This window comes from Streptomyces sp. NPDC127097 (genome assembly GCF_042724075.1).
Taxonomy (GTDB): domain Bacteria; phylum Actinomycetota; class Actinomycetes; order Streptomycetales; family Streptomycetaceae; genus Streptomyces.
This window is the reverse complement of record NZ_JBHXFI010000006.1, coordinates 154,871-178,588: the sequence shown is the minus strand read 5'-3', so window position 1 is coordinate 178,588 and position 23,718 is coordinate 154,871. Positions and strand designations below refer to the sequence as shown.

Here is a 23,718-nt window from a genome sequence, read left to right as displayed (position 1 = left end):
GCTCCCTGGATCGGTCTCCGGTCCCATGGTCGCGCGTCGGACGGCTGCTCGCCCGCCGACCGCCCCGGCCGGCCGCGGTCACGCCCCGACGGGTTGTCCGGACCTGTCCGAAATCCCGTAATGAATGAGCAAAGCCACTGCTAAGGTCCTCAGTTCATCTACTTTCGAGGACTGTGCATGACCGTGCCCCCTCCGTCCGACGGCCCGCAGCCCGGTGACCGGATACCGGACGACCACGACCCGTGGAGACCGCCGCCGCCCGGTGCGACGCCCCCGCCCCGCTGGGAGCCGTACCCGATGGCGCCCCTGCCGGCGCCGCAGTCCCGCAACGGCATGGGCATCACGGCCCTGGTGCTCGGCATCGTCGGGGTCGTCCTCGGCCTGCTCATCATCCTGTTCTGGATGTCCTGGCTGCCGGCCCTGCTGGCCGTGGTCTTCGGCTCCGTCGGGCTGAGCCAGGCGCGACGCGGCCGGGCGACGAACAAGGGCATGGCCCTGGCCGGGGTGATCCTGGGTGTGGTCGGTCTGCTGGCCGCGGCCGGCGGCGCCGTTCTCACCGTCACCGCGGTGAAGAAGGTCACCGACGACGCACGTGCCAAGGTCAAGGAAGTGAAGGCTTCCGCCTCCGCCTCGGAGAAGGCCCGGCACCTGTCCTTCGGCGAGTCCTACACCTTCGAGAACGGGCTCAAGGTCACGGTCGCCGAGCCGAAGCCGTACACCCCGGACGACTACGTCCTCGGTCACGCCAAGGGCAACAAGGCCGTCCAGGTCATCGTGAAGGTGCGCAACACCGGCACCGAGCGGGTCGAGGTGGACACCGGCCTCCCCGAAGTCAGCGACGCCGACGGAGCGTCGGCGGAGCTGCTGATCGACGGCAGCGGACGCCAGAAGGTCATCACCGGCTACGTCCTCCCCGGCAAGGAGGCCATCGGCAAGTACGCCTTCTCTCTGCCGCCCGACGCCGCCGACAGAATCGAGGTCGAGTTCAGCCCCGACGCCATGGAGTGGAAGGACGCGTACTGGAGCGGGCCCACCCGCTGATCGGGCACCTCGAAGTCTCCGCGGGGTGTGCTGCGCGTCCGTCCACCCGCCTACTCCCCGGACACCGACACCACCTGCTTGCCCACCACTCCGCCGCGCTCAAACGCCTGGTGTGCCGAGGCGATGTCCGTCAGCGGATGGACGCCGTCGATGACGGGGCGCAGTTCGCCGGAGGTCACGTAGGCGGCCAGGTCGCGGAGCAGTGCGGTGTCGGGGTTGGAGCTCAGGGTGCGGATGCGGCCGGTGCCGTGGACGCCGGAGGCGGCGATCGCGGCCATGGAGGATGCCGAGAGGACGATGGTGGCCATCCGGCCTTCGCGGGTCAGCCGGCGCCGGTAGGAGTTCAGGTCCGCGCCGACCGTGTCCAGGATGGCGTCGAAGGCGCCGTCGACACGCACCGGGTGTGGTGCCGGGCACGGACCGATGCCGGCGCCGGCCGCACGGAATCCCGTGGTCAGCTCGTTGCCGGGCTCCTATGATGGCCAGCCCTGACCACCGGTGGCCACGGCCGCACTACCCGCGCCGTCGGGCAGCGAATGTCCGTCGCCGCACCCCTACATGACTGCTGATCACATACCGCACACCTTCCAGGTCGATCTCCGGGGCCTGGTGGATCTGCTCTCCCACCACCTCTACTCCAGCCCCCGGGTCTATCTGCGCGAACTGCTCCAGAACGCGGTGGACGCCATCACCGCACGTCGCGCCGAACAACCCGACAGCCCCGCCCGGGTCCGCCTGCACGCCGAGGCCGGCGGGCTGCGCGTCACGGACACCGGGATCGGCCTGACCGAGGCCGATGTGCACAACCTGCTGGCCACCATCGGCCGCAGCTCCAAGCGCGAGGGCCTGGAGTCGGCCCGCGCCGGCTTCCTCGGTCAGTTCGGTATCGGTCTGCTGGCGTGTTTCGTGGTCGCGGAGGAGATCCGCGTCGTCAGCCGCTCCGCACGCGACACCGCTGCCCCGCCCGTCGAGTGGACCGCCCGCGACGACGGCTCGTACACCGTCCGTACGCTGCCCGGGGACGCCCACCCCGAGCCCGGCACCACCGTGTATCTCACGGCCCGGCCCGGCACCGGCGAATGGCTCGCCGAGGATCGAGTGCGCACGCTGGCAAGGGAGTTCGGCACGCTGCTGCCCTACGACGTACGGGTCGGGGAGGAGGCGATCACCGATCGCCCGGCCGTCTGGGAACGCCGCTACCCGAACCCCGCCGCACGACGGGTCGCCCTCGCCCGCCACTGTCACCAGCAGTTCGGCTTCACCCCGCTCGACTCCATCGATCTCGAGGTGCCGGTCGCGGGCGTACGCGGGATCGCCTACGTCCTGCCCGCCGCCGTCAGCCCCGCCCAGCGCGCCGGGCACCGGGTCCACCTCAAGGGCATGCTGCTGACCGAACGCGCCGAAGACCTGCTGCCCGACTGGGCGTTCTTCGTCCGCTGTGTCATCGACACCGACAGCCTGCGGCCCACCGCCTCCCGCGAGAGCCTGTACGCCGACGAGACCCTCGCCGCGGTCCGGGACGCCCTCGGCGCACGCATCAAGGACTGGTTCACCGGGCTCGCCGCCGGCGAGCCCGAGCGGCTCGCGCAGTTCCTGTCCGTGCACCACCTGGGCGTGAAGTCGCTGGCCCGGCACGACCGGGACGTGCTGACCACCATGCTGCCGTGGCTCCCCTTCGAAACCACGGACGGGCAGCTGTCCTTGGCGGAGTTCGCCCGCCGGCACCCCGTCGTGCACTTCACCCGGACCGTCGACGAGTACCGCCAGGTCGCCGCGATCGCCGCCGCCCAGGGCATCGGCGTCGTCAACGGCGGCTACACCTATGACGCCGAGCTCGTCGAGCTGCTGCCCTCGGTACGGCCCGGCACCGACGTCACCGAACTCGACTCCGACACCGTCGCCGCCCACCTCGACCCGGTCGACCCCGCCGAGGAACTGGCGCTGTCCGGTTTCCTCGCCGCCGCCCGGAGCAAGCTCGACCCGCTCGGCTGTGACGTGGTGCTGCGCACCTTCCACCCGGTGTCCGTCCCCGCCCTGCACCTGGACGACCGTTCGGCCCGTCAGGAACGGGCCCGCGCCGAGGAAGAGGCACAGGCGGACGACTTGTGGGCCGGCATCCTCGGCAGCCTGCGCGGCAGCGCACCGCGCGCCCGGCTCGTCCTCAACCACCACAACCCGCTGGTCCGCAGGATCGCCCGGATCGACGACCCGGAACTCGCCGGGACCGCCGCCGAGGCGCTGTACGGCCAGGCCCTGCTGATGGCCCCGCGCCCGCTGCGGCCCGCCGACTCGGCGCTGCTCAACCGTGCGTTCATGGACCTGCTGCGCTGGGCCACGCACTCGGACGGCCAGGAGGAAAGCCGATGACGCACGAGAACCCCCCGTACACCGCCGAGTCGGTCCGCCGCGCGCTCCGGGAGAACGACTCCGAGACCTACGGGCCGGCCCGCAACGCCCGCGCCGAGGAACTCGTCGCCCTCGCCGAGACGACCGGCGACCGGCAGCTGCTGCTCGACGCGCTCCTGGGTCTGATCGACTCGTACCAGTTCACTTCGGAGAGCGGCAAGACGCTGGTGCCCTTCGCCCGGCTGCTGCGCATGTGGGACGAGCGTCCCGGGGACTTCCACAGCCGGGCCCTGCACCGGCTCCACTGGCAGTTCAAATGGATCGTCTACAGCCTCATCGGCAACCCCGACATCCCGCTGGACGCCGTCCGCCGCTGGCTTCCGGACATGGAGCGCCACTACCGCATGGCCGGGCACTCGGTGCGTCCGGTCCGCGCGGCGGAGTTCTACCTCGCACAGCACCTCGGGGACGACGGCCGGGCCGCCCGGCTGCTGGCGGAGTGGACCGCCGCCGACCGCGACCGGATGAGTGACTGTCTGGCCTGCGAACTCAACGAACAGGGCGAATGGCAGGCGGACCGCGGGGACGACGAGCGCGCCCTCGCCACCTGGGCTCCCGTGCTGAACGGTGAGCAGTCCTGCGCGGAGCAGCCGCATCTCATCCTCGCGCTGTCGCTGGTACCGCTGCTGCGCCTCGGGCGGTTCGACGAGGCCCGCCGCCATCATCTGCGGGGCTATCGACTGGCCCGGGGCAACGGCAGCCTCGTACCGGCCCTCGCCCGGCACATCGAATTCTGCGCACTGACCGGCAACGAGGCCCGTGGCCTGGAGATCCTCGCCGAGCATGCGGGGTATCTGGACAGCGGCGAGGAACCGCTCTCCCGTTTGCAGCTCCTGAGCGCGGCGGCCCTGCTGCTGCGCCGTCTGACGGAACTCGGCCACGCCGAACGGCCCGTGCCGCTGCCGGGCGGCGCCCCCGTCACGACGGAGCAACTGCTGGCCCGTACCCGGGAGACGGCCCATGACCTGGCCCGCCGCTTCGACGCGCGCAACGGCACCGGCCAGGTCAGCAGCTGGGTGACGGCGCGGATGGCCGGCACGCCGTTCACCGACCGGCTTCCGCTCGGTGTCCGCGCCGCCCGGCTCACCGCCGGCTCCCCCGCCCCTGCGCGGTCCGCGCCGGCGCCCGTTCCGGCGGCAGAGGAGGCGGACGGCGGCTCCGCGGACCTCGCCACGCTGCTGGCCGAGGCCCGGCGCCGCACCCTCTCCCAGCACCCGGACGCCCGCGCCGCGTGGCGGGCGGTCGCCGGGGCCGCCGACCGGACCGGCGCCGCACTGGACGGGTCCGACCGCGCCGAGGTGACCTACCACGCCGCCGTCGACGCGCTCGACGACCCGGAGGCGGCCGGCATCCTGTTCCGCCGGGCCGCCGAGCAGTTCGAGGCCGCCGGTGCCCCCGGTGAGGGCGCCGCCGCCCGGGCCCGTGCCGCCTACACCACGGCGGTCTCCGGCGGTACGGAACAGGGGCTCGCCGAACTCGACGCAGTCTGCGTGGAGTTGCGTACCCTGCACGCCGACGGCCGGGCCACCGCCCGGCAGCTGACCGGGGCGCTGCTGGCTTCCGCCCGCGTACGCCTGGGCACCCTCCAGGCGGCGCCGGACCCCGCGGCGGCCGCGGACGCCCTCACCGACGAGCTCGGTGCGCTGCTCGGCCTCGCCGAGGAACACCGCGCCGAGGGCCCGCGGATGTGGTCCCGTATCGCCGACATCTGCTGCCTGCTGGGCGGCCTGCACGCCGGGCGCGGCGACGCCCCGCAGGCCGCGGAGCTGTTCGCCCGCGCGGTGGAGCTCTACCACGAGGCCGCCGTCCCCTGGTACGCCGCAGAGGCCGAGGCCCGGCTCGCCGAAGCCTCCCTCGCGCTGGGCCGTCCGCAACCGGCCGAGCAGGCCGCCCGCGCCGCCCTCGACCACGGCGCCGGGCTGTTCGAACCGCTCGGCTGCGCCCATCTCCACCTCATCCTCGCCGAGTCCCTGGCCGCCACCGGTCAGGACGACAACGAGGTGGCCGACCACGCACTCGACGCCACGCACTGGGCCGACCAGGCGGACGGCGGCGAGGGGCTCGGGGCCTGGGCACAGCTGGTGCTCGGCGGCGCGCTGCTCCGCCTGCGGCGCCACGACGAGGCCGCGTCCGTCCTGGAAAGTGCGCTGCCGCTCCTCCAGGAGCACCACCACGAGGGCCAGGTCGTGCAAGCCCGCTGGTGGCTCGGCGAATGCCTGACGGCGCTCGGCGACCACCGGCAGGCCGGTGAGCACTTCCTGCTCGCCGCCGACATCGCCAAGGGCTGGGACGGCCGGCGCGACCACGCCGTCCTCGCCCATCTCGCCGGCGACGCCCTCAACGGCGCCGGCCTGAACGAGGAGGCCGCCGCGGCCTACGCCCGCGCCGAGGAACTCTGGCGCACTCTCGGCCGACCGCAGAGCGCGGCCCGCGCCGTCCGCGCCCGCGCCTGGATCACCCTGCGCACCGCCGGCAGCGGACTGCCGGCCGCCCTCGACGTGATGGCCACCGCCGAGCGCCTGCTCACCGAGGCCGTCGCCGAGGCGGCGGACGACGACGACCGCAGCACGCTGCGGGCCGAACTCGCCGGCACCCACCGCCAGACCGCCGAACTGCTGGTCCGCGGCTGCGACTCCGAGCCCGGCGACGAGGACGACGACACCGCGCGACGTGCCTACGAGGAAGCCCTCGGCTATGTGGAACAGGCCATCACCGTCTTCACCGCACTCGGCGAGCCCGCCCGCCACGACCGCACCGGCGCCCAACTCATGGCCGCCTGGCTGGAGTCCGATCTCGGCCAGAACTCCGCCGCCGCCACCCGCGCCCGCGCCGTCCTGGCCGACTACGGCGACGAGGAGGCCCCCGAGGCCGACGGCGAGGACACCACCAAGCGCCGCCGCGCCGAGGCACGGGCGCTGCTCGACTCCCTCGACGAGTAGGCCGCCGGCCCGCGGCGGCTGCGAGGAACAGTGCGCCTCCCGGCATGAGTCGGGGACGACCCCCCGACCTGGGTAATCGCAGGTCAAGAGGCCGTCCCCGGCCCCACATCCACCCGATTCGGGCGATCCCCCGCGTCGCCCGAATCGGGCAGCTTGACCGGATCCGTTCCAAGGGCGGGAATCCGGAGTCATACTGAGTGCGTTGGCCCCCAGCCAGTCAACGCAGGAGTTACAGGATGTCCCCCCGCAGCGCATCGGTCAATGAAGAATTGCGGCGGCGCTCCCGTGAGCGGCTGCTCCAGGCGACGGTCGAGCTGGTGGACGAGCACGGCTACGAGGCGACGCGGCTCGCGGACATCGCCCGGCGGGCGGGGGTCGCGCGGGGGCTGGTCTCCTACTACTTCCCCGGCAAGCGGCAGTTGCTCCAGTCCGCCGTGCACCGGCTGATGCATCGCACGCTACAGGCGGCGCTGGAGCGTGCCCCGCGGCCGGAGGGACCGGACGCGGGGCAGGAGCTGATGGCGCGGGCCATCGACGCGATCCTGGGGCTGGCGCAGGATCATCCGCTGCTGATGCGGACGCACATGGCCGGGATCCTGACGGCCGAGGGATTCATCCAGTGCCCCGAGCAGCAACGGCTGGCCCAGTTGCTGCGAGAGACGGTCGTGGCGTACGGCTCGTCCGATCCCGACGCCGACTATCCATTGCTGCGGGCACTGTTGATGGGGTCGGTGGTGGCGATGCTGCTGCCGGGAGCGGCCATGCCGCGGGCGCGGCTGCGTACCGAACTGTTCCAGCGGTACGGGCTGGCATGGGAGGGCGGGGTCCCGCCGGACGAGGGGGCGGCCGGCGGGACGCGGACACCGGGACCGGTGCAGGACGGTCAGCGGTAGTCGGGCTGGGTCTGGGCGTTGAGTTCCCGGAGCCGTACCGACGTGGCGCTGTCCGTGCGCCGGTCGTCGAGGGCGAGGACGTCGAAGCCCTTGGCGATGTCATTGGAGTAGACGTGGCCGTTGTAGTAGTACGCGGACCAGGCACCGCCGGTGACCAGTGAGTCCGTGGAGAGCGGACCGCGTTCGAAGTAGCCGATCTCCTTCGGGTGCGCGGAGTCGGTGAAGTCCCAGACGGAGACGCCGCCCTGGTACCACGCCTGGACCATGAGGTCGCGGTTTCTGGCCGGGATCAGCGAACCGTTGTGGGCGACGCAGTTCTCGGTGTCGGCCTGGTGGCGCGGGATCTTGTAGTAGCTCTTGAAGACGAGCTTGCGGTGGCTGCCCTTGCCGGTGATGTCGTAGATCCCGTCGGCACCGCGGTCCGGCCCGGTCTGCTCATTGCAGGTGGCCGCCACGCCACCGCCCAGCTCGTCGGTGAACACCACCTTGTTTCCGCGTTCGCTGAAGGTGGCCGAGTGCCAGAAGGCGAAGTTGACGTTGTCCTGGACCCGGTCGATGACCTTGGGCGCGGCCGGGTTCGACAGATCCATGAGGATGCCGTCGCCCATGCAGGCGCCCGCGGCCAGCTTCAGCTTCGGGAAGGTGGTGATGTCATGACAGCCGGTGGTCTGCGAGACCCCCGGGTTGGTGGGACCGCCGGGGTTGCCGCCGTCCGGGAAGAGGACGGGGAAGTCGACGACGGCGGCCTTCTCGGGTGCGGCACGCGGGACCTTGACGATGGAGATGCCGTCGTGCGGCGGCCGGCAGTCGGGGAAAGCCGGGCTGGGTGCGTACGACGAGACATAGACGTAGACGTCGCGGCCCTCGGGGAGCAGCGTGTGGGTGTGCGAGCCGCATGCGGTCTCGACGGCGGCGACGTAGCGGGGATGCTTCTTGTCGCTGATGTCGAAGACCTTGATGCCCTCCCAGGAGGACTTCTCCGTCGCGGGCTGGGTGGTGCTGGCGCAGGAGTCGTCGCTGCGCGAGGAGTCCGTGGACAGGAAGAGCAGATTCCCGGAGACCGAGATGTCGTTCTGCGATCCGGGACAGAGCACCTGGCTCACGGTCCTGGGGGCCGCGGGCCGGGAGATGTCGTAGACCACGAAGCCGTCGTAGTTGCCGGCGAACGCGTACTTCCCCTGGAAGGCGAGGTCCGAATTGGTGCCCTGGAGCGCCTGCTTGGGGAGGTTCGCCAACGGGCGGACGTTGTCGCTGTGCACGGCCTCGTCCACGCCGGGTATCTCGCCGTTCCTGATCGCGGCCCGGGTGTCCGCCTTCTGACCGTGGCTCATTTCGTGGGCGGCGGAGGGGTGATCGCCGGGGTCGGGGGTCGCGGCCGCCGGTCCGGCCACGAGGAGGGTGGCCGCGAGCCCGAGGGCCGCGGTCATCGCTCCGAGGGATCTGCGCCGCACGCGGGGTCTGTGCAACGACGTCACGAGGACCTCCCTGAAGTCCGTTCCGAGGTGAACGGTTCTCGGCCCTGAGTATCGCGCTGCTCATGTACATATCAAGAGGAGGGGACGAAGATGTCACCCGCCGGCACCCGTGGAAGCGGGCGGACGACGGCCGGGCGGCTCCCATGGAGGGTCCGACGGACAGGAGGGTGTGCGGTGAAGCGTCCCAGGAGAGCGAGCGTCCTCTTCGCGGCCGGCTGTGGGCCGGTGCTGGCCCTCTCCCTTGCGCTGAGCGGCTGTTCGGCCGGGGACGACGCCAAGGCGAGCGCCGCGGACGGGCAGAAGGTGCTGGCACCGGGCAGGCCGGGGGAATCGGCCAGGACCCTCACCGCCGACGAGGCGAAGAAGGCGCGCCGCGACGACTCCCCCAACTCCGCGGACCTCGCCTACGTCCAGATGATGATCCCGCACCACCAGCAGGCGCTGGTGATGACGGACCTGGCGAAGCGGTATGCCGGCAGCGGGCGGGCCGGGCGGCTGGCGGGGCGGATCGCCGCGGCCCAGGGGCCCGAAATCGGCGCCATGAAGGGCTGGTTGAGCAGCCATGGCGGGGACCACGCAGGGGGCGGGGACCACGCAGGGGGCGGGCACCCGCACCACGACGGGAAGATGCCCGGGATGGCGACCGCTGCCCAGCTCGACCGGCTGCGGGCGGCGCGCGGTGCGCGGTTCGACGCGCTCTTTCTGCGGCTGATGATCGCCCACCACCAGGGGGCGGTCTCCATGGCGACGGAGGTGCTCTCGGAGGGCAACAACGCGCTGGTGGAGGAGATGGCGAGCGAGGTCATCGCACAGCAGGGCGCCGAGATCGGCCGGATGCGGCGGATTCAGGCCGAGTTGACGCCCTGAGACCGCGCCGCCAGGGCCTGTCTCCCCGGTCCCCGTGGGCCTGCGGTGCGGCATCCGGCACCGCGAGGCCGGCCCACGGGGATCGGGGCGACAGGCCCTAACGCTTGTTGTGCCGCGGCGTCAGCAGACCCTCGTCGCGGGCGCCGGCGATCAGCCGCAGCGACCGCCGGCGGTTACGGCCGGTGGCCTGCATGACGGCCAGCACCGGATCGCGCCCTTCGCGCTGCGCCTGGCGGTACGCGTCCGCGGCGATCTTGCGGCGCTCACCGGCCCGCGTCCGGGCGAGGACGGCGGAGCGGGCCCGCTCGGCCGGCGGGGCGGAGGGGGACGAGGGGGACGACTCCGCGGCGTCGGGCGACGACGCCGAGGACACGGCGGGGACGGATGCCTCGGCGGGGGCGGACTGCCCGCCGCTCTGCGGACACGGCTGCTCGCAGGTCGGCTCCGCAGGAGAGTCGGATGACGGGGCGGCAGGCGGGTCGGCGGGGTGGGCGATGCCGGTCTCCGGCGCCGTCCGGTGCGGTACGCCCGCGTCCTGGCCGAGCCCCGGCGTGCCCGTCGGCCCCGCATCTGGCGCCACCGCTTCCGACGCCCCCGCCCCCGTCGCGCCCGCCCCCGCCGCCTCGCCCGCCGCCTCGCCCGCCGGATGCGTCACGCGCTCCGCCGCCGCTGCCACCGCCCCTGCCGCTCCCTCCGCTCCGGCCGCTCCCTCCGCTCCGGCCGCTGCCTCCGCTCCGGCCGCCGTCGGTGCCGTTTCCGGCTCGCTCGCCCGCGCCGGTCCGCCGGTGGGCGGGGCGTGCCGGGTCGGCCCGTGCGGCGCGGACGGTCGCGAGCCCCCTGGCGGGTCGGCCGCCGCGCCGCGTCCCGGCTCCGGTGGCGGCGCGGCCTGCGCTCCCCCGTCCCGTTCCGGTGCGGCGTCCGCCGGGCCGGTCTGCCGTGGTGCGGGCCGGGTCTTCCGCGGCTGCCCGGTGGCCGCCCGGAAGGCGTCGTCGAGGGGGCCCTCGATCCAGCGGGCGAGGTCCGCGAGGCCGTCGAGGGGCAGTGGCGGGTCGGCCCGTACGTCCTCGACGGTGATGTGGTCGTCGGAGACCGTCACGAGGACATCGACCCGGGCGCCGTCGGCGAAGGTCAGCCGGGCGCTGCACCAGGGGCCCAGGGGGTCGAGCCGGGGCAGCGGGCACCCGGGACCGGCGGAGCCGGCCGGATCGTCGGGGGCGGCGGGGTCGGGAGCGGGCGCGGCGGAGCCGTGCGCCTGAAGCTCCCACGTGGGCCACTCCAAGGGCGCGCCCTGGGCTTCATATCGGTGATTAACGGTATAAAAGTCACTTTCCGACACATTGAAAACCTAGCCCCCCGCTCACCCGGCCCAGTAGCGCGGCACGCTCATCCCACGGGGAGCAACCCCGATAGCGCATCTCCCGCCGCGCGCCCGCCGGTGCGATCCTGGGGGTATTCCGCGGAAGGGGCCACTCGTGCTTCGTGTCGCAGTGATCGGTTCCGGGCCCAGCGGCGTCTACACCGCCCAGTCCCTGATCGAGCAGCAGGCCGTACCGGACCTTGAGGTGTACGTCCTGGACCGCCTGCCCTGCCCGTACGGTCTGGTGCGCTACGGCGTGGCGCCGGACCACGAGAAGATCAAGTCGTTGCAGAACAATCTGCGCACGGTGCTGGAGCATCCCCGGGCGCACTTCGTGGGGAATGTCGAGGTGGGGGCACCGGGGCTGGGCGTCGCGGAGTTGCGGGAGATCTTCGATGCGGTGGTGTTCTGTGTGGGCGCCGCCACCGACCGGCATCTGGGCATCCCCGGCGAGGACCTGCCCGGCAGCCATCCGGCGACCGAGTTCGTCGCCTGGTACAGCGCGCATCCGGACGCCGCCGCGCTCCGCTTCACCCTCGCGGCCAGGTCCGCCCTGGTGATCGGGGTGGGAAATGTGGCGGTGGACGTGGCGCGGATGCTGTCCCGTGGTGCCGCCGAACTCGCCGCCACCGACATGCCGCAGGGGCCGCTCAGCGCACTCGCGGACAGCCGGGTAGAGGACGTCTGGATGGTCGGCCGACGCGGCCCCTCCCAGGCCAAGTTCACCACCAAGGAGCTGCGGGAGCTGGGCTCCCTGCCGGATACGGACGTACGGGTACGGCCCGAGGAACTGGCCCTGGACCCGGCCTACCGGGACCCGGGCGCGCTGCCCGCGGTGGCGCGGCGGAACGTCGAGGTGCTGCGCGGCTGGGCGGAGCGGCAAGCGGCCGGCCCGGAGAACCCGGACGCCGCGCCGGAGCCGTCGCCCGCGCGCCGTCGCCGCCGTATTCATCTGCGGTTCTTCCTGCGGCCCGTCGAGATCCTGGGAGATGCCACCGGCGTCCGCGCGGTGCGGTTCGAGCGGACGGCACCGGACGGGCACGGCGGGGTCTCGGGTACCGGTGAATTCGAGGAGATCGAGGGGCAGTTGGTGCTGCGCTCGGTCGGCTACCGCGGGACTCCGCAGCCCGGTCTGCCGTTCGACGAGACGACGGGGACGGTGCCGCACCAGGCGGGGCGGGTGCTGCGGGACGGCTCGCCGCTCCCGGGGGTATATGTGGCGGGCTGGATCAAGCGGGGCCCCACGGGGGTGATCGGCACGAACCGGCCGTGCGCGAAGGAGACCGCGCTGTCGCTGCTGGCGGACGCCCCCGCGCTGACGGAGCACGCCTCGGCCGGCGATCCGGTGGCGGCGCTGATCCGGGCCGGGCAGCGGCCGGTCACCTGGCCGGGCTGGCTGGCCATCGAGGCCGCCGAGGCGGCGTGGGGCCGCGGACTGGGGCGGGGCACCGTCAAGCTGCCGGACTGGTCAGGGCTGTTGGACGCGGCGCGCACGGCCGAACGGATCAGCTGATCGGCGGGCCGGCCGGTGACGCGGGCGGACCGGGCACGCGGGCGACCAGGCACACGGGCGGACCGGGTGCGTCCGCCGTTGATGCGCCGCACCGGCCGCCGCCCGCTTACTCCTCCCCGAGGCGGCGCGCCTGAAGCTCCGCCCCCTGGAGGACGTCGTCGATCAGGCCGGGGAAGAGGGCGTCCAGGTCGGCCCGGCGCAGTCCGTTCATCTTGGCCGTGCCCCGGTAGAGCTGCTGGATGACGCCGTGCTCGCGCAGCACCCTGAAGTGGTGGGTGCAGGTCGACTTGCTGACCGGGAGTTCGATGTCCGCGCAGTTCAGCTCGCCCTCGGCGGCCGCCAGGGCGCGGACGATCCGCAGTCGCATCGGGTCGGCCAGCGCATGCAGCACCTCGGCGAGCCGGATGTCCTCGCGGGCCGGGTGCTCCAGCGAACGGGCGCCCGACGGGGTGCGCGGGGAGGTGGTATCGGTCGGCATGACGGCTCCTGACTCTTCTGCGGGGCGCGGTAGGGCCTGGCGCACCGACCCACCCGTTTATTGTACGAGAAGCGTCGTAGTTTGACATCCACCGTAGTACGACGACTATCGTATGACTGCGGGTTCCGGCCGGTACCCGTTCATCTTCAGGTACAGGAGCCTGCTGTGAGCGCACTGTTCGAGCCCATCACCCTCCGCTCGCTGACCGTCCCGAACCGCCTCTGGATGGCCCCGATGTGCCAGTACTCCGCGGCCCCCGACGGCCCGGAGACGGGGGTGCCCGGCGACTGGCACTTCCAGCACCTGGCCGCGCGGGCGGCGGGCGGAACCGGCCTCATCCTCGCGGAGGCGACCGCGGTGAGCCCCGAGGGGCGCATCACCCCGTACGACCTCGGGCTGTGGAACGACACCCAGACCGCGGCATTCCGGCGCATCACCGACTTCCTCAAGACCCAGGGCACCGTTCCGGGAATCCAGCTTGCCCACGCCGGCCGGAAGGCGTCCACCGAGCGCACCTGGGTCGACCGCGGTGCCCCGATCCTCCCTGGTCAGCGGCTTGGCTGGGAGCCGGTCGGGCCGAGCCCGGTGCCGTTCGACGACGGGTTCGCGACCCCGGCGGAGCTGTCCGTGGCACAGATCCGGGAGCGGGTGGCGCAGTTCGGCGCGGCGGCCCGGCGGGCGCTCGCGGCAGGCTTCCAGGTGGCCGAGATCCATGGTGCGCACGGCTATCTGATCAATGAGTTCCTCTCCCCCTTCACCAACCGGCGCACCGACGAATACGGCGGCTCGTACGAGAACCGGACGCGCTTCGCGCTGGAGGTCGTGGACGCCGTACGGGCGGTCTGGCCCGACGAACTGCCGGTCTTCTTCCGGATCTCGGCGACCGACTGGCTCACCGAGGACGCGAGCGACGCGCGCGAGGGCTGGACGGCCGACGACACCGTGCGCTTCGCCCGCGAGCTGCGGGAGCACGGCGTCGACCTGCTGGACACCTCCACGGGCGGCAACGCCCCCGACGCCAAGATCACCCCGGGGCCCGGCTACCAGGTGCCGTTCGCGGAGCGGGTCAGGAAGGAGAGCGGTCTGGCGGTGGGCGCGGTCGGCCTGATCACCGAGGCGCGGCAGGCCGAGAAGATCATCGCGGACGGCCAGGCCGACGCCGTGCTGCTCGGCCGTGAGCTGCTGCGCTCGCCCAGCTTCGCGCAGCACGCGGCGCGGGAACTGGGCGCGGAGGTCGCCGTGCCGAAGCAGTACCACCGGGCCGTCTGAGGCCGCCGGACGGCCTGCGGCATCCGCGGCGACAGCGGGTGCCGCACCGTCCGACCTGCGCGGATGTCCGCTGGGACGCCATTGTCAGTGGTCGGGTGCAGACTTGCCACTATCTGAGACAACGGCGTCCCGGAGGTGTTCCGGCATGACTGACGTACTACTCGCGGTGGGCACCCGCAAAGGGCTCTTCATCGGCCGTCGGCGGCACGGTGACTGGGAATTGAGCGGCCCCCATTTCCCCGCCCAGGCGGTGTACTCCCTCGGGATCGACACCCGCCGCGCGGTCCCCCGGCTGCTGGCCGGCGCCGACAGCGCCCACTGGGGCCCGTCGGTCTTCCACTCCGACGACCTGGGCGAAACCTGGCACGAGCCCGCCCGCCCCGCGATCAAGTACCCACCGGATACCGGGACTTCGCTGGAGCGGGTGTGGCAGCTGCATCCGGCCGGGCCCGCCGCCCCCGAGGTGGTCTACGCGGGCACCGAGCCCGGCGGCCTGTTCCGCTCCGAGGACGGCGGCGAGACCTTCGAGCTCGTACGGGCGCTGTGGGACCACCCGAGCCGGGAGCAGTGGGTGCCGGGCGGCGGCGGGCTGGCCGTCCACACCGTGATCACCGACCCGCGGGACGCCGACGCGGTCACCGTCGCCGTCTCGGCCGCCGGGGTCTTCCGTACCCGTGACGGGGGCGCCAGCTGGGCACCGTCCAACAAGGGCGTCAAGGCGGTCTTCCTGCCGGATCAGCATCCCGAGTTCGGCCAGTGCGTCCACAAGATCGCGCAGGACCCGGTCAACCGCGACCGGCTGTATCTACAGAATCACTGGGGCGTCTACCGCAGTGATGACGCGGGCGCGACCTGGACGGATACCGGCAGCGGGCTCCCCTCGGACTTCGGCTTCGCGGTGGCCGCGCATCCGCGTACAGGGGATGTCGCCTATCTCTTCCCGATCACCGCCGATATCGACCGGGTGCCGGCCGGGCACCGCTGCCGGGTCTACCGCACCGCCGACGCCGGCCGGAGCTGGGAGCCGCTCAGCGCGGGCCTGCCGGACGAGGACCATTACGGCACGGTGCTCAGGGACGCGCTGTCCGTCGACGACAGCGACCCCGCGGGGGTGTATTTCGGCAATCGCAACGGCGAGGTGTACGCCAGCGCGGACGACGGCGACAGCTGGCAGCAGCTCGCCTCCCATCTGCCGGATGTGCTGTGCGTACGGGCGGCCGCCGTTGCCTGAGGGGGAGCATGGAGGAGGGGGAGAGCGCCGGAGAACCGGGTAACGGAGCGGTGGGAGAGGACAGTTGGGGCGTCCCACCGCTCCGGGCGGCCGGGCTCGGGCCATCGGTTGAAGGGAAGGGGGCCGCGGCCAGTAGGGTGATCCCGTGGCTGCACAACCTCTCCAAGACATTGTCGAACCGGGCTGGGCCAAGGCACTTGAGCCCGTCGCCGGACAGATCGCCGCGATGGGCGATTTCCTGCGGGCGGAGATCGCCGCGGGACGCACCTATCTCCCGGCCGGCAACAATGTGCTGCGCGCCTTTCAACAGCCCTTCGACGAGGTGCGGGTCCTCATCGTCGGACAGGACCCCTACCCCACCCCGGGGCATGCGGTCGGGCTCAGCTTCTCCGTGGCGCCGGACGTCCGCCCACTGCCCGGCAGCCTGGAGAACATCTTCCGCGAGCTGCACTCCGACCTCGGGCTCCCCCGCCCCTCGAACGGCGATCTGACGCCGTGGACCCGCCAGGGCGTACTCCTGCTGAACAGGGCGCTGACGACGGCTCCCCGCAAGCCCGCCGCGCACCGCGGCAAGGGCTGGGAGGAGGTCACCGAGCAGGCCATCCGGGCGCTGGTGGCGCGCGGGCGCCCACTGGTGTCGGTGCTGTGGGGGCGCGACGCCCGCAATCTGCGGCCGCTGCTCGGCGAGCTCCCGGCGGTCGAGTCCGCCCACCCCTCCCCGATGTCCGCCGACCGGGGCTTCTTCGGCTCGCGGCCCTTCAGTCGGGTGAACGAGCTCCTGGTGCGACAGGGCGCCCAGCCCGTCGACTGGAGGCTGCCCTGACCCCGGGCGATAGTGTGCCCCGCATGACGAATGCGAACATCCCTGCGGGTTGGTACGCCGACCCGCAGGGCACCCCCCACCAACTCCGCTGGTGGGACGGGTCCCAGTGGACGGAACACACCCACCCGGGACAACAGGCCGCGGCGCCCGCCCAGGGCCAGGCTCCCCAGCCCGGCCCCCCACAGGCTCAGCAGGCGCCCGCGCAGCAGGCCACCCAGCAGCCCCCGCAGCAGCAGATGCCGCAGCAGTTCGCGCCGCAGCAGGCCGCGCAGGCGCCCGGCCAGGCGCCGGGCCAGGCACCGTATCCGGGTCCGCAGCAGGGCGGCGCGCCACAGGGCCAGGGCTATGGCCACCCGCAGCAGGCGCCCGGCCGGCCCATGCCCGGTCAGCCGGTGCAGCAGCCGTACGGACAGCAGCCGATGGCCGGGCAGCCGATGACGGGGCAGCCGGGCGGGAACCCGGCCGCCGTGCAGCAGCAGGTGCAGCAGAAGGCGGGCGTGGCGCCCGGCGGGCCGGGCGGTGGCACCCTGTTCACCGAACCGGTGCTGGTGGTCAACCAGAAGGCCAAGCTCATCGAGGTCACGAACGAGTACAGCGTCTTCGACCAGCACGGCAACACCCTGGGCGCGGTCGTCCAGGTCGGCCAGAGCACGGCCAAGAAGGTGCTCCGGGTGGTCTCCAGCCTCGATCAGTACATGACCCACAAGCTGGAGATCCGGGACGCGTACGGCCAGCCGCAGCTGGTGCTGACCCGGCCCGCGAAGATCATCAAGTCCAAGGTGATCGTGCAGCGTCCGGACGGTTCGCCGGTCGGCGAGATCGTGCAGCAGAACGCCATCGGGAAGATCAACTTCGCGATGATGGTCAACGGCCAGCAGATCGGCGCCATCAAGGCGGAGAACTGGCGCGCCTGGAACTTCGCCATCGTGGACCACGCCGACACCGAGATCGCCCGGATCACCAAGACCTGGGAGGGCCTCGCCAAGACGATGTTCACCTCCGCGGACAACTACGTCCTCCAGATCCACCAGCAGCTGCCCGACCCGCTGCTGAGCCTGGTGGTCGCCACGGCCCTGACCGTCGACACCGCGCTCAAGCAGGACGCCCGCGGCTTTGGGTGAGCCGGCCGGCCGCCGCCCGGACACCCTCCGGGCCGGCCATGTCCTCGGCGTCGACTCGGGCGGCTCGGGGCTGCGGTGCGCCGTCGCACGCGCCGACGACGCCGAGGCCCGCCCGCTGGCCGCCCGCACCTCGGACGAGCCGGTGCGCACCGGCCCCGCGGGGATCGACGCGGAGCATCTGCTGTCCCAACTACTGCCCGCCGCAACGGAGTTGGCGCGGGCAGCGGGTGCGGACGGGTTCACCGCGGTGTGCGTGGGGGCGGCCGGTATGGCCACGCTGGGCGAGGAGCTCCGCGCCCGGCTGCCGGGCGCGCTGGCGTCCGCCTTCGGGGTGCGGCGGGTCGCCCTCGCCGCGGACGCGGTCACCGCGTACGCCGGGGCGCTGGGCCAGCGGCCCGGTGCGGTGGTCGCCGCGGGCACCGGCATGATCGCCCTGGGCACCGACCTGACCCCGGAAGGCGGTTGGCGCCGCGCGGACGGCTGGGGCCATCTGCTGGGCGACTGCGGCGGCGGCGCCTGGATCGGCCGCGCCGGGCTGGAGGCCGCACTGCGCGCGTACGACGGGCGGCCGGGCGGCTCGGCCGCGCTGCTGGCGCGCGCGGAAGCGGTGTTCGGGCCGGTCGCAGGGCTGCCCGGCGCGCTCTACCCGCGTCCCGACCGGGCCGCCGTATTGGCCTCGTTCGCCCCGGAGGTCGCCCGCTGCGCCACCGGGGACGACGCGGTGGCCCGCGGCATCCTGCGGGCCGCGGCGGGCCATATCGCCGAGGCCGCGGCCGCGGTCTGCCCGCCGGGCGCTGGCAGCACGGTGGCTTGTACGGGCGGGCTGTTCGGCATGGGGGAACCCCTGCTGGCTCCGCTGCGTACGGCACTCGCCGAGCGGCTGCCGCAGGCCCGTACGACAGCCGCTGCCGGGAGCCCGCTGGACGGGGCGCTGACCCTCGCCGCGGCACTGGCCGGGGACCGTCTGACACTGCCCACGGATCGGAAGTTGTTGCAGATCACACGGCCTGTGCCGGGGTGACGCGCGGGATAAATCGGGACGGATACCGCTCCACCGAACCCTCCCTCCGCGCGGGGGTGGTCCGAGGCGTTAGCATGCGACGCCATGAGTTCCCCCACTGGGCCCGCACCTGGCTCGCCCGATTTTGACGCCGCCTCCCCGAGCCCGGGAGCCGCACCCGGTCTGCCGGTACGTATGCCGCGTCGGCAGTCCGGCCGCCACCGCAAGCCGGAGCCGCTCGCCGCACCCGAGGGCGCACCCGCCCTGGTGCTGGCCGTCCCCGGCTCCCCCTCCGCCGCCTCGCGCAGCCTGGCGGAGGAGGTCTCCAGCATCGCCCGCTCCGAACTCCCGGGCCTCGACGCCCGGATCGGCTATGTCGATGGTGGCGACGACGAGTTCCCGTCCCTGGAGGCCGTACTGGCGCACGCCGCCGCCGAGCACAAGGACCGGGTGGGCGCCGACGGACAGCCCGACCCCGGTCCCGCCGCGGTGGTGGTACCGCTGCTGGCCGGTCCGGACAGCGCGCTGCTGCGCCGGATACGCCAGGCGATGATGAACAGCGGCTCCGGCGCCGAGCTGACCGATGTCCTGGGCCCGCACCCGCTGCTCGCCGAGGCGCTGCACGTCCGGCTGTCCGAGGCCGGTCTGGCGCGCGCTGACCGCGCCCGGCTGTTCACGGTCGCCACGGCCGCGGACGGCATCATCCTCGCCACCGTGGGCGGCGAGGAGGCCGTACAGGCCGCCGGGATCACCGGCATGCTGCTCTCCGCGCGGCTCGCGGTGCCGGTGCTGGCCGCCGCCCTGGACCAGGAGGGCGCCATCTCCCGTACCGCCGAGCAGCTGCGGGAATCCGGTTCGCAGCAGCTGGCGCTGGCTCCGTACCTGATCGGCCCGGAGATCAGCGACGGCCTGCTGGGGGCGGCCGCCGCGGAGGCCGGCTGCGCGTCGGCCGAGGCGCTGGGCGCCTACGGCACGGTGGGCCGGCTGGTGCTCTCGAACTACGCGGCGGCGGTGGGGATCAACCTTCCGACGCAGACGCAGGGGGTTCCGGTCCGCTAGTCGGGACCGGTCACCGTTCTCCGAAGGGCCGTCCTCGCGCAGTGCGCGGGGCGGCCCTTCGCCGTGTCCGGGCGGAGGCGATAGGTCCGATTCCGCCCCGGGCGGCGCAGACGCCCGCCAGACGGCCCGGCAGGGCGAAGGGTGCGGTGCGGGTGGGTGGACAGCCGTACGTCCGTGAGAGACGCCCACAGGGCGCCTGCCGTCCCCCTGACGCGCCGACCGATGAGTCCGGGCATCCCACCAGGTCCAACGTCCTGTACAGGCCATGCGCCGACCGCTCGTCCCTCGTGGGCGAGCGGCCGCCCAGGAGGGAAGTTCATGTCGCACATCGATGTCGTCCGCGCCGCCTTCGCTGCCTATCTCGCCCAGGACCGCGCGGCCATGGACCGGTTGCTCGCCGAGGATTTCGTCTTCACCAGTCCGCAGGACGATCACCTCGGCAAGGCCGCGTTCCTCGAAATCTGCTTTCCCACGGCGGACCGGCTCCGGCGGCAGGAGATCCTCGATGCCGTGGCGATCGATGCCGAGCAGGTCTTCGTCCGGTACGCGTACGAGCTGACGACCGGCGAGCGGCATCGCAATGTCGAGGTGATGACGGTGCGGGACGGCCGGGTCACGGAGACCCAGGTGTACTTCGGCGGGTACTTCCCGCAGGGGTGAGGCGGTCGGGGCGGGTCAGACGAAGACCACGCAGGAGGCGGCCGGTGCCGCCACGGATCCGCCCCGGGCCGGGATGCCGGTCGCCGGGTCGACGGTGAACCAGGTGACGTCGCCGGAGCGTTCGTTGGCGGCGTAGAGGTGCCGGCCGTCGGGGTGCAGCGCCAGGTCACGGGGCCAATGGCCGCCGCAGGGGACGGTGGTGACGAGCGTCGCGGTGTCGCCGGACGCATCGAGGGAGAGGACCGAGAGGCTGTCGTGGCCCCGGTTGGCGGCCCAGGCGAACCGGCCGTCCCGGGAGAGGACCAGTTCGGAGGGGAAGGTGCCCTCCGTGGTGGCCCCGTCCGGGAGGAGGCGGGTCTCCCCCAGCGGCGTCAGCACCCCCCGGTCGGCGTCCCAGCGGCAGACCGTCACCGTCGGATCGAGTTCATTGACGACATAGGCGCGGTCGGCACGCGGGTGGAAGGCGAGATGGCGCGGGCCGCTGCCGGGCCGCAGGGCCGCCTCGGTGTGGACGGTCAGCGCCCCGTCGCCGGAGCCGAGGGCGCAGCTGCGTACCGAGTCGGTGCCCAGGTCGACGCTGAGCAGCCAGCGGCCGCCGGGGTCGGGCAGCACGGCATGGGCGTGCGGGCCCTCCTGGCGGTCGGTCCGCGGGCCGCCGCCCCGGTGGGTGAGCACGGTGGCGGGGCCGGAGAGTGTGCCGTCGGCCCGTACGGGGAGCGTACTGACGCTGCCGGAGCTGTAGTTGGCGGTGATGAGCCGGCCGCCGGCCAGGGTGAGGTGGGTGGGGTCGGCGCCGTCCACGGGGACGGCGGGGGCGAGCAGCTCGGGGCCCCGTGGGGTGAGGGCGAAGGCGGCCGCGGCGCCGTCCGGGGTCTCGCTGACCGCGTAGAGGTACCGGCCGTCGGGGCTCGGCGCCAGGTAGGAGGGGTTGGGGACGGCGTCGGTGGAGTGCAGCGGGGTGAGGGCGCCGGACTCCGGGTCGACCGCCGCGGTGGTGATGCCGAGGCCGCCGGCCGTGGTGAACGATCCGATGTACGCCCGCCGGCCGTTGACGCTCGTCGCCACTGGTCCGCCCTTCGTCCGCCTGCCCGTTGAGGTGCTGCGGCGACGCTAACAGGCAGGGGCGGGGCGTCCCGGGCGATGGCCGGTTCCCGCCGTCGGCCCCGGACCGTACGTACTCCGGAGGGCGCTCAGGACGCCGCGGGCCGCCCGGCCGCGGTTCAGGCGTCGACCAGTTCGGCGCGCGGGGAGCTGCGCAGGGGCGCGGAGAGTTCGGCCAGCGCCCGCTCCAGACCGTGCAGATGGACGAGCGCGGGTTCCGCCGCGGGCGGCTGCGACACCGCCACGGCGACGGCCGCCGGGTGGTGGCGGCTGCTGCGCGGTGCGGTGAGCGCCTCGACGGCGGCTTCCACGCGCTGGCAGGCGGCGGTGAGCCGGGCGTCGTGGGATGCCTCCGGGTCGGCGGCGATGGAGGCCAGCCCGCGGACCTCACGGGCGCAGTCGTCGAGCAGCGCCAGCACCTGCCGGGCCCGTTCCTTACGGGCGCGCAGCGGGCTGAGGGGGTGCACCAGCGGGGCGAGCGAGAGCCGTACCCGGCTCAGCAGCGGTGCGAGCTCGGCGACGTGCGGGGCGGGATCGGCCGTCGGCGAGCCGGCGAGGCGGGCGGCGGCCTCGGCGGTGCACCGGTGGACGCAGCGCAGCGCGCGCTGGATCCAGGCGTCGGTGGTGGCATGAGTGGTGACGGGCAGGACGAAGAGCACGGCCAGTGCGGCGCCGAGCGCTCCGACGCCGGTCTCGGCGAGGCGCAGCGTGAGCAGCGCGGGGTCCAGCACCCCCAGCAGCCCGTACAGCAGCCCGGCCATCAGCGTCACCGCGAGCATCATCCAGGTGTAGGAGACCGCGGCCGTGTAGAAGATCCCGAAGACGCTGACCGCGACCAGGGCGACCGTGGGGACGGGCGCGCCGTGCAGCGGGACGGCGACGACGAGGCCGAGGGCGATGCCGAGCACCGTGCCGAGGGCCCGGCGGAAGCCGCGGACCAGGGTCTCGCCGCGTGAGGTGGTGTTCACGAAGATCCACCAGGTGGCGCCCACGGCCCAGTACCAGCGCTGCTCGGAGAGCAGCTGGCCGACGAGGAGGGCGAAGGCGCTGCCGGCGGTCGCCTGGATCGCCTGGCGGGTGGTCGTCCGGGCCAGTCCCCGGGCGCTCGGCGGAACGGGCACGGCCACCGGGGGCAGCCGGAGCTCGTAGCACCACACGGCGAAGCGGACGGTGGCGGCGGCGAGCAGTGCGAGGGTGACCGCGGTGTACAGCTCGGGCAGCTGGTCCGGCACCGTGTGCAGGAACTGCGTCGCGAAGAAGGTCATGAACGCGAACACGCCCAGGGCATGACCGCGCGGCCCCCAGCGGCGGGCGTAGACCCCCGCGCCCACGACGGCGACGAAGACCGCGTCCCGCGCCATCGGGTGGTCGTGCAGCAGCGCCGCGGCGGCGAGTACCGGGAAGCCGACCGCGGGCAGCAGCGCGGTGGTGATCAGCTGGCCGCGGACCGTGGCGTCGGTGACCGTGAAGAGGGCGAGCAGCGCGGCGAGCCCGCCGGTGATGGCCGCGACGAGTGAGTGGCCGGTAAGCGCGCACACCGCGACCGCCAGGCCGATGCCGAGGACGGCCCGGGTGGCGCTGCGCAGCCGCAGCAGTCCCGGATCCGGAGCCACGAACACCCTCTTCAGCACAGCTTCCGCCCCTTCGACAAGCCCGCATGAAAAAGGCGCCGCGGGAGTCCGCAGCGCCATCGACGGGGCCATCACAGCATCATGTCGGCAGGTTGCTCAACAGAGGCCGTGAACGCTGTGCCATTGGTACAGTTTCCTGGCCTCCCTGGCCGCCAGAAGGAGGCCAATGGGCAAGGGCGTGACCGAGGGTGACGGCTCCTTTTCAGCCACTCGTGAGGAGAGCGTTGACATGGCCGTGGATGTCCTGGACGCCAAGATCCTGCGGCTGCTGCTGGAGCAGCCGCGCACCAGCGTCCGGGAGTACGCACGCCTCCTCGGCGTCGCCCGGGGCACCGTGCAGGCACGTCTCGACCGCCTCGAACGCGACGGCGTGATCACCGCCTACAGCCCCCGGCTGTCCCCCGCCGCGCTCGGCCACCCCGTCCTCGCCTTCGTCCATATCGAGGTCACCCAGGGGCATCTGGAGGAGGTGGCCGACGCGCTGGCGGAGGTGCCGCAGATCATCGAGGCGTTCTCGACGACCGGCGGCGGGGATCTGCTGACCCGGGTGGTGGCCCGGGACGCGGCGCATCTGGAAGATGTGATCCAGCGGCTGATCAGCCTGCCGGGCGTGGTCCGCACCCGTACGGAGATGGCGCTGCGGGAGCGGGTGCCGCACCGGATGCTGCCGCTGGTCGAGGCGGTGGGCGGCGCCGGGCCCCGCTGAGCCGCGCGCGCACGGCAAGCCGGCGCCGGAGGTGTTCCTGGAGGCCGCGCGCCGGCTGAGCGTCGATCCCCGCGCCTGACGGTGGCCGGCGTCGCAACACCGGGCCACCGTCAGGTACTTCGTGCCCAAGAGGGCGCTCAACGAGGGG

The 23,718-nt window shown here is 73.3% G+C and carries 20 protein-coding genes; 14 read left to right on the top strand and 6 right to left on the bottom strand.

All coding sequences use genetic code 11. The features are described from left to right. Positions 1–177: 177 nt before the first annotated feature. Positions 178–1,041 carry a DUF4190 domain-containing protein gene (locus ACFWJW_RS08155; protein WP_387236593.1) on the top strand — a complete coding sequence of 288 codons (864 nt, stop codon included), beginning with the start codon at positions 178–180 and terminating at the stop codon, positions 1,039–1,041. Between the two features lie 50 nt (positions 1,042–1,091). Here the strand turns inward: ACFWJW_RS08155 and ACFWJW_RS08150 are convergent, their stop codons facing one another. Next, positions 1,092–1,439 (bottom strand): zinc-binding dehydrogenase, encoded by a 348-nt coding sequence (locus ACFWJW_RS08150; RefSeq protein ID WP_387236591.1) that lies wholly within the window; start codon positions 1,437–1,439, stop codon positions 1,092–1,094. Positions 1,440–1,599: 160 nt separating this feature from the next. On the opposite strand from ACFWJW_RS08150, the gene ACFWJW_RS08145 reads away from it, so the two are divergent. The 3 genes from ACFWJW_RS08145 to ACFWJW_RS08135 all read left to right on the top strand — a co-directional run bounded on the left by ACFWJW_RS08145 (position 1,600) and on the right by ACFWJW_RS08135 (position 7,279). After that, the gene (locus ACFWJW_RS08145; RefSeq protein WP_387236589.1) at positions 1,600–3,408 is read left to right on the top strand and encodes an HSP90 family protein; all 1,809 of its coding nucleotides are present in this window, start codon (positions 1,600–1,602) and stop codon (positions 3,406–3,408) included. Then, positions 3,405–6,386, top strand: a complete 2,982-nt coding sequence (locus ACFWJW_RS08140; RefSeq protein ID WP_387236587.1) for a tetratricopeptide repeat protein — start codon at positions 3,405–3,407, stop codon at positions 6,384–6,386. Before ACFWJW_RS08145 ends, ACFWJW_RS08140 begins: the two co-directional genes overlap by 4 nt. A gap of 236 nt (positions 6,387–6,622) precedes the next feature. After that, positions 6,623–7,279 carry a TetR/AcrR family transcriptional regulator gene (locus ACFWJW_RS08135; protein WP_387236585.1) on the top strand — a complete coding sequence of 219 codons (657 nt, stop codon included), beginning with the start codon at positions 6,623–6,625 and terminating at the stop codon, positions 7,277–7,279. On the opposite strand, the gene ACFWJW_RS08130 is transcribed toward ACFWJW_RS08135, so the two are convergent. Then, positions 7,270–8,754, bottom strand: a complete 1,485-nt coding sequence (locus tag ACFWJW_RS08130) for an LVIVD repeat-containing protein (protein ID WP_387236583.1) — start codon at positions 8,752–8,754, stop codon at positions 7,270–7,272. The two genes, ACFWJW_RS08135 and ACFWJW_RS08130, sit on opposite strands and share 10 nt — an antisense overlap. A 174-nt stretch (positions 8,755–8,928) precedes the next feature. On the opposite strand from ACFWJW_RS08130, the gene ACFWJW_RS08125 reads away from it, so the two are divergent. Beyond that, positions 8,929–9,621: a DUF305 domain-containing protein gene (locus ACFWJW_RS08125; protein ID WP_387236581.1), complete on the top strand. Its 693-nt coding sequence runs from the start codon at positions 8,929–8,931 to the stop codon at positions 9,619–9,621. A 97-nt stretch (positions 9,622–9,718) separates the two neighbouring features. Here the strand turns inward: ACFWJW_RS08125 and ACFWJW_RS08120 are convergent, their stop codons facing one another. After that, positions 9,719–10,900: a DUF6214 family protein gene (locus ACFWJW_RS08120; protein WP_387236579.1), complete on the bottom strand. Its 1,182-nt coding sequence runs from the start codon at positions 10,898–10,900 to the stop codon at positions 9,719–9,721. Positions 10,901–11,093: 193 nt separating this feature from the next. On the opposite strand from ACFWJW_RS08120, the gene ACFWJW_RS08115 reads away from it, so the two are divergent. Then, positions 11,094–12,491: an FAD-dependent oxidoreductase gene (locus ACFWJW_RS08115; RefSeq protein WP_387236577.1), complete on the top strand. Its 1,398-nt coding sequence runs from the start codon at positions 11,094–11,096 to the stop codon at positions 12,489–12,491. Between the two features lie 106 nt (positions 12,492–12,597). Here ACFWJW_RS08115 and ACFWJW_RS08110 read toward each other — a convergent pair whose 3' ends face one another. After that, positions 12,598–12,969 carry an ArsR/SmtB family transcription factor gene (locus ACFWJW_RS08110; protein WP_387236575.1) on the bottom strand — a complete coding sequence of 124 codons (372 nt, stop codon included), beginning with the start codon at positions 12,967–12,969 and terminating at the stop codon, positions 12,598–12,600. A 165-nt stretch (positions 12,970–13,134) separates the two neighbouring features. Between ACFWJW_RS08110 and ACFWJW_RS08105 the strand changes: the two genes are divergently transcribed. From ACFWJW_RS08105 to ACFWJW_RS08075, 7 genes are all read left to right on the top strand, one after another. After that, positions 13,135–14,238: an NADH:flavin oxidoreductase/NADH oxidase gene (locus tag ACFWJW_RS08105; RefSeq protein WP_387236573.1), complete on the top strand. Its 1,104-nt coding sequence runs from the start codon at positions 13,135–13,137 to the stop codon at positions 14,236–14,238. Positions 14,239–14,383: 145 nt separating this feature from the next. Continuing rightward, positions 14,384–15,469: a WD40/YVTN/BNR-like repeat-containing protein gene (locus ACFWJW_RS08100; RefSeq protein WP_387236571.1), complete on the top strand. Its 1,086-nt coding sequence runs from the start codon at positions 14,384–14,386 to the stop codon at positions 15,467–15,469. Positions 15,470–15,614: 145 nt separating this feature from the next. Next, positions 15,615–16,292 (top strand): uracil-DNA glycosylase, encoded by a 678-nt coding sequence (locus ACFWJW_RS08095; protein ID WP_387236569.1) that lies wholly within the window; start codon positions 15,615–15,617, stop codon positions 16,290–16,292. A gap of 23 nt (positions 16,293–16,315) precedes the next feature. Continuing rightward, entirely contained in the window at positions 16,316–17,413 is a 1,098-nt protein-coding gene (locus ACFWJW_RS08090; protein ID WP_387236567.1) for a phospholipid scramblase-related protein, read from the top strand. Continuing rightward, positions 17,406–18,434, top strand: a complete 1,029-nt coding sequence (locus ACFWJW_RS08085; protein ID WP_387236566.1) for an N-acetylglucosamine kinase — start codon at positions 17,406–17,408, stop codon at positions 18,432–18,434. Before ACFWJW_RS08090 ends, ACFWJW_RS08085 begins: the two co-directional genes overlap by 8 nt. Positions 18,435–18,518: 84 nt before the next feature. Then, entirely contained in the window at positions 18,519–19,472 is a 954-nt protein-coding gene (locus ACFWJW_RS08080; RefSeq protein WP_387236564.1) for a sirohydrochlorin chelatase, read from the top strand. 318 nt (positions 19,473–19,790) lie between these two features. Then, a complete protein-coding gene (locus ACFWJW_RS08075) occupies positions 19,791–20,132 on the top strand; it encodes a nuclear transport factor 2 family protein (protein ID WP_387236562.1) in 342 nt (113 codons plus the stop codon). Between the two features lie 15 nt (positions 20,133–20,147). Here ACFWJW_RS08075 and ACFWJW_RS08070 read toward each other — a convergent pair whose 3' ends face one another. Together ACFWJW_RS08070 and ACFWJW_RS08065 are read right to left on the bottom strand one after the other, a co-directional pair. Next, the gene (locus tag ACFWJW_RS08070; RefSeq protein ID WP_387236560.1) at positions 20,148–21,197 is read right to left on the bottom strand and encodes a lactonase family protein; all 1,050 of its coding nucleotides are present in this window, start codon (positions 21,195–21,197) and stop codon (positions 20,148–20,150) included. A 155-nt stretch (positions 21,198–21,352) separates the two neighbouring features. Continuing rightward, a complete protein-coding gene (locus ACFWJW_RS08065; protein WP_387236558.1) occupies positions 21,353–22,864 on the bottom strand; it encodes an FUSC family protein in 1,512 nt (503 codons plus the stop codon). 229 nt (positions 22,865–23,093) lie between these two features. On the opposite strand from ACFWJW_RS08065, the gene ACFWJW_RS08060 reads away from it, so the two are divergent. After that, entirely contained in the window at positions 23,094–23,570 is a 477-nt protein-coding gene (locus ACFWJW_RS08060; protein WP_387236556.1) for an Lrp/AsnC family transcriptional regulator, read from the top strand. Positions 23,571–23,718: the final 148 nt, after the last annotated feature.